Origin of the sequence: Haloarcula terrestris, assembly GCF_031624315.1 — an archaeon.
Classification (GTDB): domain Archaea; phylum Halobacteriota; class Halobacteria; order Halobacteriales; family Haloarculaceae; genus Haloarcula; species Haloarcula terrestris.
Map to the genome: position 1 here is coordinate 38062 of NZ_JAMQOM010000011.1, position 15643 is coordinate 53704.

General features: G+C 59.7%; 23 protein-coding genes. 14 read left to right on the plus strand and 9 right to left on the minus strand.

Features of this window, described 5'->3' with window-relative positions; translation table 11 throughout:
* Nucleotides 1–115 precede the first annotated feature (115 nt).
* From NDI54_RS18215 to NDI54_RS18225, 3 genes are read left to right on the plus strand one after another with little or no spacing between them, the layout of a single operon-like run.
* Complete coding sequence (locus NDI54_RS18215; protein ID WP_220619862.1) at nt 116–466, plus strand: ArsR/SmtB family transcription factor; 351 nt, start codon at nt 116–118, stop codon at nt 464–466.
* Nucleotides 467–468: 2 nt separating this feature from the next.
* Entirely contained in the window at nt 469–756 is a 288-nt protein-coding gene (locus NDI54_RS18220) for a DUF7521 family protein (protein ID WP_049983676.1), read from the plus strand.
* A 3-nt stretch (nt 757–759) separates the two neighbouring features.
* Nucleotides 760–1035: a DUF7521 family protein gene (locus NDI54_RS18225; protein ID WP_115819528.1), complete on the plus strand. Its 276-nt coding sequence runs from the start codon at nt 760–762 to the stop codon at nt 1033–1035.
* A 12-nt stretch (nt 1036–1047) separates the two neighbouring features.
* On the opposite strand, the gene NDI54_RS18230 is transcribed toward NDI54_RS18225, so the two are convergent.
* Nucleotides 1048–1947, minus strand: coding sequence for a universal stress protein (locus NDI54_RS18230; RefSeq protein ID WP_310897841.1), 900 nt, complete (start codon nt 1945–1947; stop codon nt 1048–1050).
* Nucleotides 1948–1963: 16 nt separating this feature from the next.
* Nucleotides 1964–2263 (minus strand): hypothetical protein, encoded by a 300-nt coding sequence (locus NDI54_RS18235; RefSeq protein ID WP_310897842.1) that lies wholly within the window; start codon nt 2261–2263, stop codon nt 1964–1966.
* 322 nt (nt 2264–2585) lie between these two features.
* Between NDI54_RS18235 and NDI54_RS18240 the strand changes: the two genes are divergently transcribed.
* Entirely contained in the window at nt 2586–3980 is a 1395-nt protein-coding gene (locus tag NDI54_RS18240) for a permease (protein WP_310897843.1), read from the plus strand.
* 35 nt (nt 3981–4015) lie between these two features.
* Here the strand turns inward: NDI54_RS18240 and NDI54_RS18245 are convergent, their stop codons facing one another.
* Nucleotides 4016–4516 (minus strand): CBS domain-containing protein, encoded by a 501-nt coding sequence (locus NDI54_RS18245; protein ID WP_310897844.1) that lies wholly within the window; start codon nt 4514–4516, stop codon nt 4016–4018.
* A gap of 334 nt (nt 4517–4850) precedes the next feature.
* Here NDI54_RS18245 and NDI54_RS18250 point away from each other — a divergent pair, with 334 nt between their 5' ends.
* Entirely contained in the window at nt 4851–5456 is a 606-nt protein-coding gene (locus NDI54_RS18250; RefSeq protein ID WP_345784927.1) for a helix-turn-helix transcriptional regulator, read from the plus strand.
* A gap of 75 nt (nt 5457–5531) precedes the next feature.
* On the opposite strand, the gene NDI54_RS18255 is transcribed toward NDI54_RS18250, so the two are convergent.
* Entirely contained in the window at nt 5532–6275 is a 744-nt protein-coding gene (locus NDI54_RS18255) for a DUF4396 domain-containing protein (protein WP_310897846.1), read from the minus strand.
* Nucleotides 6276–6600: 325 nt separating this feature from the next.
* Between NDI54_RS18255 and NDI54_RS18260 the strand changes: the two genes are divergently transcribed.
* The 6 genes from NDI54_RS18260 (at nt 6601) to NDI54_RS18285 (ending at nt 9378) form a co-directional block, all read left to right on the plus strand.
* Nucleotides 6601–6897 (plus strand): hypothetical protein, encoded by a 297-nt coding sequence (locus tag NDI54_RS18260; RefSeq protein ID WP_310897847.1) that lies wholly within the window; start codon nt 6601–6603, stop codon nt 6895–6897.
* 57 nt (nt 6898–6954) lie between these two features.
* Nucleotides 6955–7308, plus strand: coding sequence for an SHOCT domain-containing protein (locus NDI54_RS18265; protein ID WP_310897848.1), 354 nt, complete (start codon nt 6955–6957; stop codon nt 7306–7308).
* Nucleotides 7309–7403: 95 nt separating this feature from the next.
* Complete coding sequence (locus NDI54_RS18270) at nt 7404–7820, plus strand: DUF302 domain-containing protein (protein ID WP_310897849.1); 417 nt, start codon at nt 7404–7406, stop codon at nt 7818–7820.
* A gap of 3 nt (nt 7821–7823) precedes the next feature.
* Nucleotides 7824–8177, plus strand: a complete 354-nt coding sequence (locus NDI54_RS18275; protein WP_310897850.1) for an SHOCT domain-containing protein — start codon at nt 7824–7826, stop codon at nt 8175–8177.
* Nucleotides 8178–8300: 123 nt separating this feature from the next.
* Nucleotides 8301–8609, plus strand: a complete 309-nt coding sequence (locus NDI54_RS18280) for a thioredoxin family protein (RefSeq protein ID WP_310897851.1) — start codon at nt 8301–8303, stop codon at nt 8607–8609.
* Nucleotides 8610–8628: 19 nt separating this feature from the next.
* Nucleotides 8629–9378: a plastocyanin/azurin family copper-binding protein gene (locus NDI54_RS18285; protein ID WP_115819538.1), complete on the plus strand. Its 750-nt coding sequence runs from the start codon at nt 8629–8631 to the stop codon at nt 9376–9378.
* Between the two features lie 78 nt (nt 9379–9456).
* On the opposite strand, the gene NDI54_RS18290 is transcribed toward NDI54_RS18285, so the two are convergent.
* From NDI54_RS18290 to NDI54_RS18300, 3 genes are read right to left on the minus strand one after another with little or no spacing between them, the layout of a single operon-like run.
* Nucleotides 9457–10209, minus strand: coding sequence for an ABC transporter permease (locus NDI54_RS18290; protein WP_310897852.1), 753 nt, complete (start codon nt 10207–10209; stop codon nt 9457–9459).
* Nucleotides 10206–10943, minus strand: a complete 738-nt coding sequence (locus NDI54_RS18295; protein WP_119712877.1) for an ABC transporter permease — start codon at nt 10941–10943, stop codon at nt 10206–10208. The genes NDI54_RS18290 and NDI54_RS18295 overlap by 4 nt, the downstream gene beginning before the upstream one ends.
* A complete protein-coding gene (locus tag NDI54_RS18300; RefSeq protein ID WP_277524741.1) occupies nt 10936–11661 on the minus strand; it encodes an ABC transporter ATP-binding protein in 726 nt (241 codons plus the stop codon). The genes NDI54_RS18295 and NDI54_RS18300 overlap by 8 nt, the downstream gene beginning before the upstream one ends.
* A 502-nt stretch (nt 11662–12163) precedes the next feature.
* On the opposite strand from NDI54_RS18300, the gene NDI54_RS18305 reads away from it, so the two are divergent.
* The 3 genes from NDI54_RS18305 (at nt 12164) to NDI54_RS18315 (ending at nt 13480) form a co-directional block, all read left to right on the plus strand.
* Nucleotides 12164–12385 carry a hypothetical protein gene (locus tag NDI54_RS18305; RefSeq protein ID WP_277524742.1) on the plus strand — a complete coding sequence of 74 codons (222 nt, stop codon included), beginning with the start codon at nt 12164–12166 and terminating at the stop codon, nt 12383–12385.
* A 126-nt stretch (nt 12386–12511) separates the two neighbouring features.
* Complete coding sequence (locus tag NDI54_RS18310) at nt 12512–12880, plus strand: SHOCT domain-containing protein (protein WP_119712874.1); 369 nt, start codon at nt 12512–12514, stop codon at nt 12878–12880.
* A gap of 9 nt (nt 12881–12889) precedes the next feature.
* Entirely contained in the window at nt 12890–13480 is a 591-nt protein-coding gene (locus tag NDI54_RS18315) for a cupredoxin domain-containing protein (RefSeq protein WP_310897853.1), read from the plus strand.
* Between the two features lie 56 nt (nt 13481–13536).
* Here NDI54_RS18315 and phaC read toward each other — a convergent pair whose 3' ends face one another.
* Both phaC and NDI54_RS18325 read right to left on the minus strand, forming a co-directional pair.
* Nucleotides 13537–14859: a class III poly(R)-hydroxyalkanoic acid synthase subunit PhaC gene (gene phaC / locus NDI54_RS18320; RefSeq protein WP_310897854.1), complete on the minus strand. Its 1323-nt coding sequence runs from the start codon at nt 14857–14859 to the stop codon at nt 13537–13539.
* A gap of 26 nt (nt 14860–14885) precedes the next feature.
* Complete coding sequence (locus tag NDI54_RS18325; RefSeq protein WP_310897855.1) at nt 14886–15524, minus strand: MaoC/PaaZ C-terminal domain-containing protein; 639 nt, start codon at nt 15522–15524, stop codon at nt 14886–14888.
* Nucleotides 15525–15643 lie beyond the last annotated feature (119 nt).

Below are 15643 nucleotides of genomic sequence, written 5' to 3' on the forward strand. Positions count from 1 at the left end.
GCATCGGTCACCTTACAGGTGAACCTACACGGTCTGGGCATATAGTCCGGAAAGCAGATTTGCTGGGTCAGCAAATCGGCGTTCCTTTATATACCCACCCACAACAACACGGACTGTGAGTGAGGAGCGAGACATCTCGGGGATTCTCGAAATCCTTGACGACGACTATGCACGCGCGATCCTCGAGGCGACTCGCCGAAAACAGCTGTCCGCCAAGGAACTCAGCGAAGAGTGTGACATGTCAGTCTCGACAGTTTCCAGACGGGTCAACACGTTACTGGAGTACGATCTGCTTATCGAGCGAACGCACGTTGATCCCGACGGTCATCATTACAGCGAATACGAAGCCCAACTCGACCGCGTCGAGGTCCAGCTCCTCGAATCAGGATTCGACGTCCGTATCGAACTTCGAGAAGACGCGCCCGACAGATTTGCCCGGTTGTGGAACACAATGAGGACCGAATAACCATGCACCCCGGACTCATCGTCGCAAAGCTCGTCACAATGGTTCTGGGATTCGTGATCGCCTATCAGGCCTATCGAGGGTACCGACGTAGCAACAGTCAATCGATGCTGTACCTCGCGGTCGGGTTCGCCATTATCAGCTTCGGCGCGATCGTCGAAGGAATCTTGTTCGACGTGGTTGGCCTGACCTTACATAATGCGGGAACGGTGGCAACAACCATCGTCGCGATTGGTATGCTCACGATCCTCTACGCTCTATACGGACGTGACCCGCAGAAACTGGAGGACTGACTAATGGTGGATACGACAACAGCCGTTCTCGTGGCCGTCCGCTTGGCTGTCCTTGCCCTCGGTATTCTGATCACGTACTACAGTTTCGAGGCGTATCGACGAACAGGGACGTACTATATGAGAAACGCTGCAGTTGGCTTTGGAATTATTACCCTCGGTGTGTTCATCGAAGGAGTACTGTTCGAGTTCGGGGGGCTTGATCTCGCCCTTGTCCACATCATCGAATCGGTCGCCATCGGTCTCGGATTCGTGGTGCTTCTCATCTCGCTTCGCCGGTAGCTCGAGCCACGGCTATACTCCTCGAATGGTCAATACTGGCTCGTCCGAGTTCCGAAGAACCCGTTCGGTCACACTTCCGATGATCCGTCGTGAAAGGCTGGACCGTCCGTGTGTTCCCATCACGACGAGGTCGATTCCGTGTTGATCGCAGTAATCTCCGATTGCCTGATGAGGAACACCGTGGGTGATCTCAGCAGCGACTGAAACACCGTCGGCAGTTGCCCGGGACTGGACATCTTCGACGACAGTCTCTCCGTTTTGCTCCAGTACTTGCTGCAGTTCGTCCCACGTCCATCCCGGACGAGACGCGTAGGCACCTCTATCCACAACGTAGAGGACATGAAGTGTCGCATCGTACGTCCGAGCCAAATCAAGAGCGTGCGTGACTGCCTCTCGTGCGGGCTTACTCCCGTCAGTCGGGACGAGAATAGTCTCAAAGCCTCCCCGCATTCCGGGTTCTGATAGCGCCTGCTTTGCTTTGACAGTGAGCACGGGGATATCGACAGTACGGACGAGTCGGGTCGTTACACTGCCGAGCAGGACTCGGTCGAGACCGGTGTGTCCTCGGGTTCCCATACAGACGAGGTCGATCCCGGTATCAGTGATGTAGGAACGAATTTCACGCGCTGGAATGCCACGGCGAACCTCAGTTATCGCATCGAGGCCATGTTCTGCAGCTCGAGTTGCGATCTGCTGGGTGGCGGCATCGCCAGCCTCATACCATGTGTCCGGGAGTGTCTCCAGATCGGTTTCCAGCGCGGTCAGATCCAGCTTTCGCTCGATCGGCGAACTATCGACGACGTGGAGCGCGTGGACGGTTGCATCGTATCGACGAGCGAGATCAAGTCCGTACTGGATTGCCGGCTCGACGTTATCGCTGCCATCGGTTGGGATGAGAATATCTGTGTACATGGTTTGATTCTCCGAGTTACCGTGCGAGGGTATTGTACAGCCAGGCGAGAGCATACGCAAGGGCGAAGCTGATCACCGCTGCTTCGACCATGCCAGCTACCGTTCCGACGACGGTCGGCTCGAAGAACAGGTGCCACTGCTCCATCGCCTCGACAGCTCCCTCGTAGACGCCGATCGCTCCGAAGACACCGAGGAGGAGCATCACGATGGCAGAGACGACTGCTGCTGCGCCCGCCAGGGCCAGCGCATTGAGGCGCATCACACTGGTCGTGGATTCCGGATCGTACGTGTCCTGATGAGTGGTCGTCGTGCTCATAACTAGAGATACGCTCCCCTCATTCAATCGGGTTTCTCTTACAATTCGAAAGGGAGAGTCACTCTGGAGACATGGCACGGGAATATAGTGGGAGAAACAGCAGTACAACGCTCATCTTGGTCAGACTTCTATGTCAAAAGAACGAACAACAGCCAGCGAACCGAATCAGTGACGCGCAGCCACTATTGAGCGCGAACGCAGTTCTCGCGGGGTTGACCACAGCTAATAGCCATAGGTACTTTTGAATCCAAGAATTACTCCGTCGAAACACCACCGTTTCCTAAGCGCAATTAACAAAGTAGATGGCTGTGATAGTCTATATATGCAAGCCGCCCTCGTCGACGGAATTCTCGAGTCGCTACGAATCGGCGTCGGCTTCCTCTGGACAGCAGCTTGGGCCATCATCATGGGGCTCGTCATCACGAGTCTCGTCCAGGTCTACGTCTCCAAAGAGCGAATGGCACAGGTGCTCGGAGAGGGAAACCTGAGTGGTCTCACGAAGGCAACAGTGTTCGGCGCTGCGAGCAGTGGGTGTAGCTTCGGTGCGGTCGCCATCGGGAAGGGGCTGTTCAAGAAGGGAGCGCACACGGTGAATTTCCTCGCATTCATGTTCGCCTCGACGAACCTCATCGTCGAGCTCGGGCTGATGATCCTCATCCTGCTTGGCTGGGAGTTCCTCGTCGCCGAGCTGCTCGGCGGGCTGATCCTCATCGCTGTGATGGCGGTCATCGTCCATTTGACGCTTCCCGAGAACCTCTTCGATCGCGTCCGGGAGGAGTTGAACGAACGAGATAGCGCGGCTGGCGTCACCGAGGACCCGACCTGTGGCATGGAAGGTAAGGATGAGTTCTCGCTCGTGACCGACGGCGGCGAGACGCTGAAGTTCTGCTCGGCGGGCTGTCTGGAGACCTATGAACAGGAAATGGCGAGCAGCGGCGGCTGGCGCGACGAGTTGCTCTCGTGGGGTGGCTGGTACAAAATCGGCAACCAGTACCGCAAAGAGTGGTCGATGATCTGGAAGGACGTCATCGCGGGCTTTCTCATCTCGGGCTTCGTCATCGTCTTCGTCCCCCAGTGGGTCTGGAACACGCTCTTCCTCCAGGGAGATGGGCTGCTCTTCAGCGCGGAGAACGCCCTGATGGGTGTGGCCATCGCCGTCATCAGCTTCGTCGGGAGCATCGGCAACGTCCCGTTCGCGGTGGCGCTCTGGGGCGGCGGGGTGAGCTTCGCCGGGGTCATCGCGTTCGTCTACGCCGACCTCATCACTATCCCCGTCCTCAACGTCTACCGCAAGTACTACGGCTGGAAGGTGATGGCCTACATCCTCGGCGTCTTTTTCGTCACGATGGCGTTCTCAGGGTTCCTGATGGAACTGCTCTTCGACGCGCTCGACATCGTGCCGAACCTAGCCGGCGCGCAGACCGCCTCCGATCAAACCTATTTCAAGCTTGATTACACGTTCTACCTCAACTTGATCGCGTTCGCCCTCTCGGGATTCCTGCTGTACGTCTACCGTCGCGGCCTCGGTGCGCCGGGGCAATATCGCGACCCGGTCTGCGGGATGCGGACGGACGAGGACGGCCCGAGCGTTTCTTACGACGGTGAGACCTACTACTTCTGCTCGAACGCCTGCAAGCGATCATTCGAGAAGCACCCATCCGAATTTGCACATCAGCACCCGCAAGTCTCAGAATCTGGAGATTCCCAGAGCCATTAGCATCACTAGGCGCTCTGAGACACCAAATGTGTGTTTCAATCGTGCGTGGACTCCGTGCGGATGATACCCGCTACGTTATCCATCTGTGCTGAAACATGTGCGCTCTCGCCTGCGACGTGCGTAATTAGATCATCCAAGGTGATCATACCGACGACGCTCTCGTCTTCAATGACCGGGACGTGTCGAGCACCAGCATCGTCCATCTCTCTGAGCACTTTTGGGATCTCAGCATCTGCTGATACGGTGAGAGGGTCACGCGTCATAATGTCATTGGCTCGTATGTTGTCTCCGCTCGTCTCGGCAGCGAGCACACTGAACTCACTCTCCTCGGTGAGTAGGTCAGCGATCAGGTCCCGATCAGTGATGATCCCGGCGAGCTGATCGGCCTCTTCCACCACTACATACCTCGCACACCGCGATTGAGAGATCATCGTGTGCGCGATCTCGGCGACCGTGGCATCGGGGGCGACACGGGCAACCGACTCATCTGCGATTCGCCCGATATCCATCCGGAGGTCCGTGGGCCTAGTTCCCATACTAGCCGGTACGATTCATACCGGGAAATATCTTAGTAATGGCAGGTCACCGTGGATGCCTCACGTCCGGTCGCTATCCGCCAGTTGATAGCTCTGTCATCCCTGTACACATAAGGAACAGGGACGAACTACGGCCCACCGAAGCGTGTACAGTACGGGAAGCATACCGGCCGCGACAACCAGTGTCACTACGAAACCGACTTGTAAAATAATTATCTGTGCCAGTTGAAGAGTGTCTCTCAATAAGTCCGCCAACACCAATCACAACTGCTACAGCAATGTCTCGCCAACTGTCACTCATGAACGGATGCCACGACACACCGAGGCGGGATGGATGAATCGACGGCGAGCCGATACGGTAGTCGGTGGCCTGGTCGCTGCTGTCCTCATCATCGGCGGTGTGCTCAGCTGGCAAGCGTACCAGCAACAGCAAGCGTTCGAGCAGATGGGGTCGATGATGGGAACCTCGATGGGAGCAGTTCACGGCACGAATCCGCTCTGGTACGTCCTCGGAACCATCCTCGTCTCGGTCGTCATCGGCGGAGGATATCTGATGGTTCGCGACGACGTCACCAGCACGGAGGCGGTCGATCGACAAGGGAGCGATGTCTCGGATCAAATCGACCAGGAACGCTCTGATTTCGAATCCGAACCGTCGACCCAGACCGCTCAACCAGGTAACGGCATCAATCCAGAAACTCAGCCTCGGGCCCGCATACTGGACCTGTTGCCGGACGACGAACGCCGCATCCTCGAACCAGTTCTCTCCTCGCCGGGCATCACGCAAATCGAACTCCGGGATCGGTCGGATTTCTCGAAGAGCAAGGTGAGCCAGACGGTCAGCGCACTCGAGAAGCGTGGCTTGCTATACCGCGAACGTCAGGGGCGGACGTATCGAATCTACCCGAGCGAAGATCTGCGTCAGACCCACGAATCCTAGCCGGTATCGCACTCAGACAGCAGTGGGTTCGCCAGCCAACGCTGCCGTCTCGCAGTCTGCGACTGGATCGCGTGTTTAATCGGCAGCCTGTACCTGCCCCGTCGACTGACTTTGCCCCATCTCGGCGGGGTTCTTCATCCCCTCCTTCACGCCGAAGTAGACGAGGATGGCGTTGACCGGGTACGCAAAGACGAACCCGACTGATAGCGAAAACGCCAGCGCTCCCCAGAACAGGAGATCAGAGATGTGGGCCTGACTGGCGATCAGCAGGTCTGTTCCGATAGCCGCGATCTCCATGATGGTGATGCTCGGCGTCTCGCTGTAGAGAGCGTCGAGCATCGCCTCGCCGAAGCCGACGCCCTCCTGCATCAACGGCCCGACGGTGAGCGCGTACCCGAACAGGTACGCGAGCGCGAACGTTCCTGCAGCGACGAGGAGCGTACTCTGGAGTGCGAGCAGGCCCGCGAGGAGCGCGAACCCGAGTACTTCGCCAGCCCCACAGCCCGAATAACAGTGAGCGGTCGAGCGGAACCCGCGCCGCCAGAGCGAGTCGTGACTAATCTGGCTGCGTCCAGAGTACCAGTAGATGGCCAGGCCGAACGGGCCGGAGTAGAGGACGACCAGCGTCCAGACACCTTTCATCAGCGATGGCAGCGCCTGATTCCGCTCGCGGATGTCCCACCAGAGGGTGCCCACGGACGCGACGACGAACAGTGCCCAGACACCCATCACGAGCGGGTCCGACAAAATCGGTTTCATGACGTGACGAACCGGTGCGAGCGCGTGTTCGATTTGTGTGAGGAGTCCGTTGAGTGGCATGGTCACTGGAAGTGGTGCGCGGTACGGAGCAGGATACTCCCGTCAGCCAATCGATGGCCCGGTACAGGCACTGATAGGGGAGGAATACTTTCGGGAGTTGTGGTTAACATTCCAAAGCAAGCCCCACCGTCAGAGTCGGCCCCGCCGCGAACTGGAGACATTCGAGGCGGCCGCCCAGGTCCGGTGAATTCGATGGGGATGAACGTTCCACATCCTGAAAAACGATTAGAACGCCCTATACACGTTCTCGAACGTTCTCCTACGCGAATTCACACCCACGTAGATAACTCCCGAGCGGTTCTACGACTAACCGAGGAGAAAGACAATGACCAACTTCAAACTCGGCGGCTGGCTGCTCGTGGCGCTCGCGATCGTCGGACTCGCGTTCGCCGCTCCCGTGGTCAGCGCACACGGCACCGACACGACCACAGACGGTGCACCCACTGACAATGCTACCGCCGATGACTGGGCGGCCTGGATGGAGGCGCAGATGACTGAGCACATGGGCCCGGGTAGCGTCGAGTGGATGGAGTCGCACATGGGTGTGACCGTCGACGAGATGGCCCAGGACATGGCTGACGACGACTACAACGGCGGGATGTACGGACAGGGCCACTGCTGACGGCCCTGACCGTTTCGATCGCTTCGACCGAATACCACGATTCACCAACGCAAGATAATGACGCAACTCACTACACACATCGGACGCACTGCTCGTCGATTCGCGCTACTCGCCGTCCCACTGCTGGTCGCAGCGACTGGAACAGCTGCTGCCCACGGCGGCGGGAGCTACGGCGGCGGCATGATGGGGGGTGACTGGGGCCTCTTCGGCGGAGCGATGGGGCTCTGGGGTCTCCTCTGGATGGGGCTCCTCATCGCCGTCCCGCTCTACCTCGTCTATGCGCTCCTCAACCGAGGATCCGGTGGGACCGAAGAGCAGTCGCTGTCGGTACTCCGTGAGCGCTACGCCCGCGGGGAGCTCTCGGACGACGAATTCGATCGACAGCGAAAACAGCTCGAACGTACCGGATGACCGGAACCGCTGCTGTTCCAACCGGTGCACCACACTTCCAACGCTCGCCGTTGCGGCACCCAACCGTTAACCCCGTAGACGGGGTATGATACTTCATGGAATACACAATACAGACTTCAGTCACCGGTGAGTTCGACGACGTCGTCGACACGACGATTGCGGCGCTCAAAGACGAAGGATTCGGCGTCCTCTGTGACATCGACGTCCAAGCGACGCTCGAGGAGAAACTCGGCGAGGAGTTTCGACAGTACCGCATCCTCGGTGCGTGCAACCCGGGGCTGGCACACGAGGGCCTGAACGAAGAGATCGAACTCGGCGCACTCCTCCCGTGTAACGTCATCGTCTACGAAACCGACGACGGCGAGGTCATGGTGAGTGCCGTCGACCCACAACAGCTCGTCGGCATCGCCGACAACGAGGCACTCGACTCGATCGCGAACGAGGTCCACGACCGGTTCGAACGCGTTCTCGTCAGTGTCGCGGACGAACTCGAATCATCGACGGAAATCTGAACCATGACATCATCAAACCAACTCGACACCACAACCATCGTCCTCCTCATCCTCGGGGCGATCATTGTCCTCCCCTTGCTCACGATGGGGATGGGATTCGGCGGGATGATGGGATACGGTGGAATGATGGGCTACGGCGGGACCACCAGCGGCTGGTGGCCACTCGTCGGGATGCTCGTCCAGCTGGTCTTCCTCCTCCTCCTGCTTGGTGGCGGATATCTCGTCTTCCGTCGCGTGACGGCATCGCAGTCGTCGCGGAATCCCGCAATGGAGGAGCTGCGTATGGCATACGCCCGCGGAGATCTCACCGAGGAAGAGTTCGAGGCGCGTCGGAACAAGCTCGAACGCTCGGAGTGACGGTCCGACCACCAACCTCCGGCGTTACTCACGTCCGCCTCCTTGGAATCCGAAATCTGTGATCCTCACAGCTTTCGGATGTGGATAGAAATGTGCTAAAAGCACAAGACCATACTAGCTACTATGACGGAAGTTATCCTGTTCACGCAGGTGACCTGTGGAGCGTGCGCAACGCAGCGAGAGAAAAACGAGGGCATCGAAGATGCGTATCCGGATGTCGAGTTCCGAGAGGTCGACATCCAGACCGATCTGGAGACGGCCGAGGAGTACGGTGTCCGAAAGACGCCAACGACGCTCGTGTATGCGAACGGGGAGCGGACTGACGAGTTCATCGGCATCGTCGACCGGGACGAACTGGACGCTGCCATCGAGAGCGCCGGCCAGCAATCGCCCGGACTCGCGAACCGGCTCGCCAGCATCATCCGTGGATAACAGCAGCCAACCAGCTACAATGACAGACTACAGTAGACGCCAGTTCCTAGGAGCGCTCGGTGCCAGCACAGTCACGAGTGCGGGATTCACCCAACCAGTCGCCGCACAGGAAACGCCCGTCGTGAAGATGGGCAACAACTACTTCGACCCGATCGGACTCCACGTCGAACCCGGCACGACCGTCCGCTTCGAGATCGCAGCCGGAGCCCACTCGGCGACGGCCTATCCGGACCGCGTTCCCGCCGACGGCACCGCCTTCGACAGCGGGACCATCTCGCAGGGGAGCTTCGAGCACACGTTCGAGGCGCCCGGCACGTACGACTATTACTGTATCCCGCACAAGACGGTCGGCATGGTCGGTCGTATCGTCGTCGGTAGCCCTGGCGGTCCAGCTGAAGACAGCCCGATCCCGGACGGCGAGGTCCCCGACAGCGAGACGATAGTCCAGAACGGCGCCGTCGCCGTCGGCTCGGACGTCGAGGGCAGCGGAAGTACCGATGGCGGCATGATGGGTCCCGGCGGCGGCATGATGGGCGGATCGAGGGGCGGGTGGGGCGGCGTCCCCTTCATCGGCGGGGCACTCGGAATGCTGGGACTGATCGGTGGACTCCTCTACTGGGCACTGGGTCGAGGTGACGCTCCTTCCCGGAGTGATACGTCCGCGATGGAAACCCTCCAACGCCGTTACGCACGAGGCGAGATCGACGAAGAAGAGTTCCAGCAGCGTCGTGAACGGTTGGACGACAGGCAAGACGACCGATATCTGTGAGGTGAGTCAACAAACCCCTTCGGGGAGACGTCTGTAAATTCGTCCGTCTACGGAGGTCGCCCTCTTTCGATTGTGTCGTCACGTCGTTCGAGTTCCTTGGTAGTACACCCAAATAGCGAGGAGTCCGACGAATAGGAGGTAGCCGAATCCCCAACCGAGCGACATAGCAGTATCAAGGTCCGTCGTGAGTCCGGTATCGACCATCACCCGGACAGGATGATACCCGGGGAAGAGTTTCATCCACCACTCGGGCTCCGACTGGACGAACAGCGGGTCCTGGAAGAGCCCGATATCGATCATCGGGAGAATCAACATGATCCACAGGCCGGCCAGACGGTTGAAGACGGCGCCGACGAGCATCCCAATAAGTCCGTAGGTAACTGAAAGGACAACCATTGCGGCGACGAACCCCCACAGCTGTTCGGGCTGGAAGTCAACGAGCATCACGCCGACGGAGACGCCGACAACGACAAGCGTGATCACGGCGAGGACGCCGAACCGTGCGGTGATAACCTGGCGGGCGCGATAGCCGACGACCGCGAGGCGGCCGTCCGTATCTCTCGCCTCGCGCATCAGGAACAGGCCGGCCAGGCCAGCGATAAACGAGCTCGTGATCGGTGTCATGATCACGCCGTGGACCTCGGGCATCCCTCGCATCACGGTCGTCGTCTCGCCGTCGACGAGCGTCCGGACTGGCATTTGGACGTCCTGGGTGACCGCGAAGGCGAGCGTGATGAACGACACTGGGAGGATCACCAAGAGCGCCACGAGGACGTAGTTGCGGGCGTGTTCCCGGAGCCCGATACCGAACGCCGTGGCCGTTCGATTCACGCTGACCACCCCCCAGACGTGCGCATCGTCGCACCGAATACGGCAGTCACGAGGACGAGCAACACGAGAACGTATCCGCCAACAAAGGCGAGGTCGCCCGCCGCGAACGTGCCATCGAAGACGGCCGACTGGAGAAGTTCTTTCGGATGATACAGCGGGAAGTACTGGACGAAGTCGGGGACATCCGCGGCGAGCGGGCTGTCGCCACTGAGGAACGCGTCCATCATCGCGAGGAACACGACGACGAGCGACCCCTCGAACAGCCGCGGAAGCACTGCGCCGACGAGCGCACCGAGGAAGGCGTAGACGACGCCCGCGAGCGCGAGGAACGCGAACACGAGCAGCGGTGCCTCGGGTTCGACGGTCAGCCAGAGGACCCCGAAGTTCACCCCTGCGACGACAATCGTGACACCCGCGAGAGTCGCCAGCCGCGTCGCAAGTAACGTCCTCGGCGAGTACCCGGTCTGGACGAGCCGTCGGTCGGCCTCCCGGGCACTGATCATCTGGACTAGCCCCATCAGCCCGGCGATGATGGCGACGCCGAAGATCGCGCCGAGTACGCGCCCGAGATCGAGCGGAATCGCCTCGACGGTCGGCATCGACGGTAGCCCCGCCATCGCCTGTCCCCACCCCTCGATGACCACGAGCGGCAGCACCAGCGCGAGGACCACGTTCAGGGGCGTCCTGAGGAACGTCCTAACGTTTGATCGAACGCCCACGGCGAACCTATTCATCGTCTCCCTCCCGGTCGCTCCTGAGTTCGCTCACGGTCTCTTCGTCGGTCACGTCGTGGACCAGACCATCCCGCACCTCGAAGACGCGGTCGAGACGGCTTCGTTCCTCGATGAGGTGAGAGATCATGACGACAGCAGTGCCGTCGTCTGCGAGGTCCTGAGCCATGTCCCAAAACCGCAGGTAGGTCTCCCAGTCGAACCCGGTGTAGGGTTCGTCGAGCATGAGAACGTCCGGGTCGTGCATCAACGCGATGCTGAGGTTGACCTTCTGTCGGTTCCCGCCGCTGAGCTGGTCAACTCGGTAATCGAGGTACCGTTCGAAGTCGAGTTCGTCCGCCAGTCGCCGTTTCGCCGCGTCGATCTCCTCGCGACTCATCCCGTACCCCGCGCCGAACAGTCGGAACGTTTCTGAGACGGTCAACCGATCGTAGAGCAGGGGCTCCTGCGGACACCAGCCGATGGTCCCAGTCCGTTCAACCGTGCCCACATCGTGATCAAGGACGCCGACGAGGATCTTCATCAGCGTCGACTTCCCCGACCCATTCTCGCCGACGATGCCGACGATCTCGCCGGCACGGACCTCGATATCCGCACCGGTGAGAACGGGCGTCGACCGTCCCAACGGGAGTCGTGACCCGTAGGTTTTCTCGAGGGCGTTGCCTCGAACGAGCGTCTTACTCTCACCGACCGTCTCCGTGGGTGCCGTGGTCGTTTCCATACGTAGAAAGACGTTCTACTCATTCAATCGAATTGTTGTTAGGAATCGAAAGTTGACCCCGTCGAAGAACCCGGAGATTGGGTTGTATTTCGAAGAGAGCAATGGATAGCCAACGATTTGGCATTCATTTTGTCTCCAAACAGGGATAGACTTGGGCGGTAGCCGTCATGAAAATCAGACATCTATCAGGCGCCGAGCATAGCGTTGATGCGGTTTGCGAGCCAACGTTCGAGTATCCATGGTTCAGTGCTACATCTGTGACTCGGAATGCGCTAGCGACGACGAGGTGTTCGTCTGCGAGCACTGCGGGGTCTCCTGCCACCGACACTGTATGGCGGAATACGACACCGATGTCTGCCCGAAGTGTGTCGGCGAACCGATGATCGGAGCGGTCGAATTCTAGTCGCTCCGTCTCACGCCTCCGCCGCGGACAGCCCGGAAGCAACGTATATGCATGGTCGGCTGACGAAATGCGTTTTTGGCTCGTGCCCGTAGCGCAGGTATGTTTACAACCGTCGAACTTCCCGACGTCGACGAGGCCTGTGCGTACTGCGGATCGCGTATCTTCGACCACGACCCGATCTGTGTGCGCGACTGTACCGACGACTGCGGGTCGGCGACCTACTTCTGCAACTACGCGTGTCTCTCGACCTACGTGGACGAAAACAACTTGACGGCTGGCGACGCGTGCGAGTGGTCGCCTGACGACCCCCACTGCTGCTGAGTGCGCTCACCCCAAGCAAGACACGGAGCGACGTATTGGCCGCCACCCCGCCCAGGAACTACCAATAGAGCAGTTCTGGTCGTCCAACTTTATGAATGCAGCCGGCGAAGTCAGTAGTGGTTACCCATGTCGACAGAGCGCACGTCCGACGGGCTGCTCCGAATCGTCCTAATCGTCCTCGCAGTGGTCGTCCTGTTTCCGATGTTAATGATGGTTTTCGCCGCTCCAATGATGGGAATGATGGGCTGGTGGTGGGGCGGCGGCACGGCCGGCGGCCTCTCGCCACTGTGGGGCGTCGGGATGATGCTCGTCTGGCTCGTCGTCCTCGTCGGCATCGGCTACCTCCTCTATCGCGGCCTCGTCGGTGGGGTCGGGTCGTCGCTAACCACTGATAGGGCACTCGAAGAGCTCCGAGTAGCGTACGCACGAGGGGATCTCTCCGACGAGGAGTTCGAAGAACGGCGTGCGAAACTCACCCGCGAGGAGTCGCAGTAGTCTGCAATCATGTCCCCGACAGTACAGCGACGCGAGTTTCTCACTGCGCTCGGAGCCGGCATCGCAGGTTTAGCGGGCTGCGTCGGCAATCTCCCGGGAAGCAGCGGCGGGGTCGATCGAACGATCTACGTCGGCGCGTATCACTGGGGCTTCATCATCGTCGACGACTCCGGCGAGGAACAGGACCGCATCAGACTGCAACGGAACGATGTTCTCCGTGTCGTATCGTTCAACACGCTCGCGAGTCAGGCCGTCCAATCCCTCCCGGCGTCGATTCGAGACGCCCTCCCCGACCACGAGGCCCTCGAAGAACGAAACGCGGAACGCATCCCGGACCCGGCCGACGGCGACTTCCACGAGCTACTCGAAGAAGCGAACGAGCAGTACCCAGATCATAGCCTCGCGATCATGCCCTCCGGACAGGTTCACATGGGCGGTGGAATGATGATGCACCCGGTTGCACTTCCGCAAAATGCCACCAGACCCATCGTTCGACAGTTAGGGGCGACGCAACGGGGCGATTACACGCTGAGTTGCCTGACCTACTGTGGCTATGGACACCCGTACATGGAAATCGACGGTGGCATCGTCATCACATAGGGATCCGTCGTAGATGTCACCGGGGAAACTGTCCGGGAAACAGCGCGGGGAGCGAACTAGCTGGAGAGCTGTTGGGCTTGCTGGATCCACGACGACACTCGTGAGCCACTGATACCCAGTCGCTCAGCGAGCGCGGCCGGATCCGCGGCTGCGAGTTGACTCACCGTAGAAATCCCGGCGTCATGAAGACGCTCCTCGTACGCTGGTCCGATGCCGTCGAGCTTCTGCAACGACTGTTCCTGGTCAGCTCCTTCTGGAACATCGCTCCCGCCGGGTGTATCCGTTCCTTTGGTCGAGGTCACCGACCGCTCTCGAAACCACGTCGCCACGCGGGGCCACAGCTCCGCGTGGGCCTTGCCCGAGACGGCCATCCCGACGTGACCGGTCGGAAACTCGTAGATGTCGGTGTCTTCGCTTGGGATAGTGTCCATGAATGGTTTACTCGCGTCCGGCGGGATGAGGTGGTCGAACGAGCCGATGATCTGTAAGACCGGCATCGTGAGATTCTCGATGTCGACGGGGGCGCCATCCAGCACGAGTTCGTTCCGGTAGAGGGCGTTTTCCTGGTAGATATCTTCGATGAACTGTCGATAGGCTTCCCCCGCGACGTCGACCCCATCACGTACCCAGCGTTCCATTCGGCCGAAGTTCTCGACGGCAGTCTTGTCCTCGAGGTTGTCGAACAGGATGGTGTACTTCCCGGCGTAATTCTCGATGGGATTCATCTGAGCGAACCCCGTCGCGAGAAACTCCGCCGGGACGTTTCCGTACGTCTCGGTGATCGCTCCTGGATCGAAGTACTCCTCGCTTCCCCATTGCTCGAGGATACCACCCGTATCGTCGAAATACAATCCCGTCGCCATGAGGCCGAGATTACGGACCTTCTCCGGGTGTAGCGCCGCGTACATCGTACTCAGTGTCCCACCCATGCAGTAGCCGAGCACGTTGATTTCGTCCGTTCCGGTGCGCTCACGGACGACGTCGGCGCAGTTGTCGATGTACCGATTCACGTAGTCGCCCAACGTCAACGACGCGTCGAGCCGAGACGGTTCGCCCCAGTCGATGAGGTAGACGTCGAAGCCGTCTTCGAGGAATCGGCGAACGACGCTCTTGTCGGGCTGGAGGTCGAGGATGTAGGGACGGTTGATCAACGCATAGACGACGAGGAGGGGCGTGTTGTGCGGGACGTCTGTGAGTGACTCGTAGTGGAGAAGATCGAGTTTGTTCTCGGAGTAACTGACCTCACTTGGAGTCTGACCGACCTCAAAGGAGGCGAGATCTTCGAGCCGATCCGGAAGTAGGCGCATCTTCTCGGCGGCGTCCGTTCCCTGGGCGAGCATTCTGCGTTGGATCTCCAGTGGGACTGTGAACGGATTCATGATCTTAATCTAGCTGTACGGACGAGTCACTCCGGGAGGGGGTCGATCAGCACTGTCGCTGTTCCATCGAGGACTATCTCACCAGCGTCGTTTTCGATGCGCGTCGTGAGCCGATACCGGTCGCCTTCGAGTTCGTCGACGATCTTGCATTGAGCCGTCAGTGACTCGCCGATGTCGACCGGGCGTCGAAACTCGAGATTCTGCGAGATGTAGATCGTGAGGCCGGGAAAACACGCGAGGGCGGCGCTGATGAGTCCGGAGACGAGTGTCCCGTGGACGATCCGGTGGCCGAACCGTGTCTTCTCCGCGAACGCGTCGTTGAGGTGGAGGGCGTTCGTGTCGCTGGTCGCTTCGGCGAACTTCCGGACGTCGTCGTCCGTGATCTCCTTCGAGAAGCGAACGCTGTCGCCCTCCTGGAGCGACGTGGGATCTTCGATTTCGATATCGAACTCGCCTTTTGCCCGGCCATATGGCAGGCGAGGGAGAATGGCTCCACTCGCCTCGACGAGATGTGGATGGGGCGTCTCGACGTACTTCTCGGGAGCGCTATCGAACAACGCTTGGCAGTCGTTCGAGCAGAAGTGGAACGACTCACCTTCGTACTCGGTTGTCGCTTCGGCAGATTCGGGTGGAATTTCCATCCCACACACGGGGTCAACTGGCATGGGTACGCTGAATTGATGGCTCGTTCACGGACGGCCGGGGTCGGAATCGTTCAGTCGGTCTGCTAGAGAATAACGTGTCCACTCCCTATCAACGTACGTGTCGCTCGCAGCACCAATCG

Excerpts from the sequence above, each read along its gene's own strand:
- NDI54_RS18220 (WP_049983676.1), top strand. The coding sequence starts at position 469 with ATGCACCCCGGACTCATCGTCGCAAAGCTCGTCACAATGGTTCTGGGA.
- NDI54_RS18225 (WP_115819528.1), top strand. The coding sequence starts at position 760 with ATGGTGGATACGACAACAGCCGTTCTCGTGGCCGTCCGCTTGGCTGTC.
- NDI54_RS18230 (WP_310897841.1), bottom strand. The coding sequence starts at position 1,947 with ATGTACACAGATATTCTCATCCCAACCGATGGCAGCGATAACGTCGAG.
- NDI54_RS18235 (WP_310897842.1), bottom strand. The coding sequence starts at position 2,263 with ATGAGCACGACGACCACTCATCAGGACACGTACGATCCGGAATCCACG.
- NDI54_RS18240 (WP_310897843.1), top strand. The coding sequence starts at position 2,586 with ATGCAAGCCGCCCTCGTCGACGGAATTCTCGAGTCGCTACGAATCGGC.
- NDI54_RS18245 (WP_310897844.1), bottom strand. The coding sequence starts at position 4,516 with ATGGGAACTAGGCCCACGGACCTCCGGATGGATATCGGGCGAATCGCA.
- NDI54_RS18250 (WP_345784927.1), top strand. The coding sequence starts at position 4,851 with ATGAATCGACGGCGAGCCGATACGGTAGTCGGTGGCCTGGTCGCTGCT.
- NDI54_RS18255 (WP_310897846.1), bottom strand. The coding sequence starts at position 6,275 with ATGCCACTCAACGGACTCCTCACACAAATCGAACACGCGCTCGCACCG.
- NDI54_RS18260 (WP_310897847.1), top strand. The coding sequence starts at position 6,601 with ATGACCAACTTCAAACTCGGCGGCTGGCTGCTCGTGGCGCTCGCGATC.
- NDI54_RS18265 (WP_310897848.1), top strand. The coding sequence starts at position 6,955 with ATGACGCAACTCACTACACACATCGGACGCACTGCTCGTCGATTCGCG.
- NDI54_RS18270 (WP_310897849.1), top strand. The coding sequence starts at position 7,404 with ATGGAATACACAATACAGACTTCAGTCACCGGTGAGTTCGACGACGTC.
- NDI54_RS18275 (WP_310897850.1), top strand. The coding sequence starts at position 7,824 with ATGACATCATCAAACCAACTCGACACCACAACCATCGTCCTCCTCATC.
- NDI54_RS18280 (WP_310897851.1), top strand. The coding sequence starts at position 8,301 with ATGACGGAAGTTATCCTGTTCACGCAGGTGACCTGTGGAGCGTGCGCA.
- NDI54_RS18285 (WP_115819538.1), top strand. The coding sequence starts at position 8,629 with ATGACAGACTACAGTAGACGCCAGTTCCTAGGAGCGCTCGGTGCCAGC.
- NDI54_RS18295 (WP_119712877.1), bottom strand. The coding sequence starts at position 10,943 with ATGAATAGGTTCGCCGTGGGCGTTCGATCAAACGTTAGGACGTTCCTC.
- NDI54_RS18300 (WP_277524741.1), bottom strand. The coding sequence starts at position 11,661 with ATGGAAACGACCACGGCACCCACGGAGACGGTCGGTGAGAGTAAGACG.
- NDI54_RS18305 (WP_277524742.1), top strand. The coding sequence starts at position 12,164 with ATGTTTACAACCGTCGAACTTCCCGACGTCGACGAGGCCTGTGCGTAC.
- NDI54_RS18310 (WP_119712874.1), top strand. The coding sequence starts at position 12,512 with ATGTCGACAGAGCGCACGTCCGACGGGCTGCTCCGAATCGTCCTAATC.
- NDI54_RS18315 (WP_310897853.1), top strand. The coding sequence starts at position 12,890 with ATGTCCCCGACAGTACAGCGACGCGAGTTTCTCACTGCGCTCGGAGCC.
- phaC (WP_310897854.1), bottom strand. The coding sequence starts at position 14,859 with ATGAATCCGTTCACAGTCCCACTGGAGATCCAACGCAGAATGCTCGCC.
- NDI54_RS18325 (WP_310897855.1), bottom strand. The coding sequence starts at position 15,524 with ATGCCAGTTGACCCCGTGTGTGGGATGGAAATTCCACCCGAATCTGCC.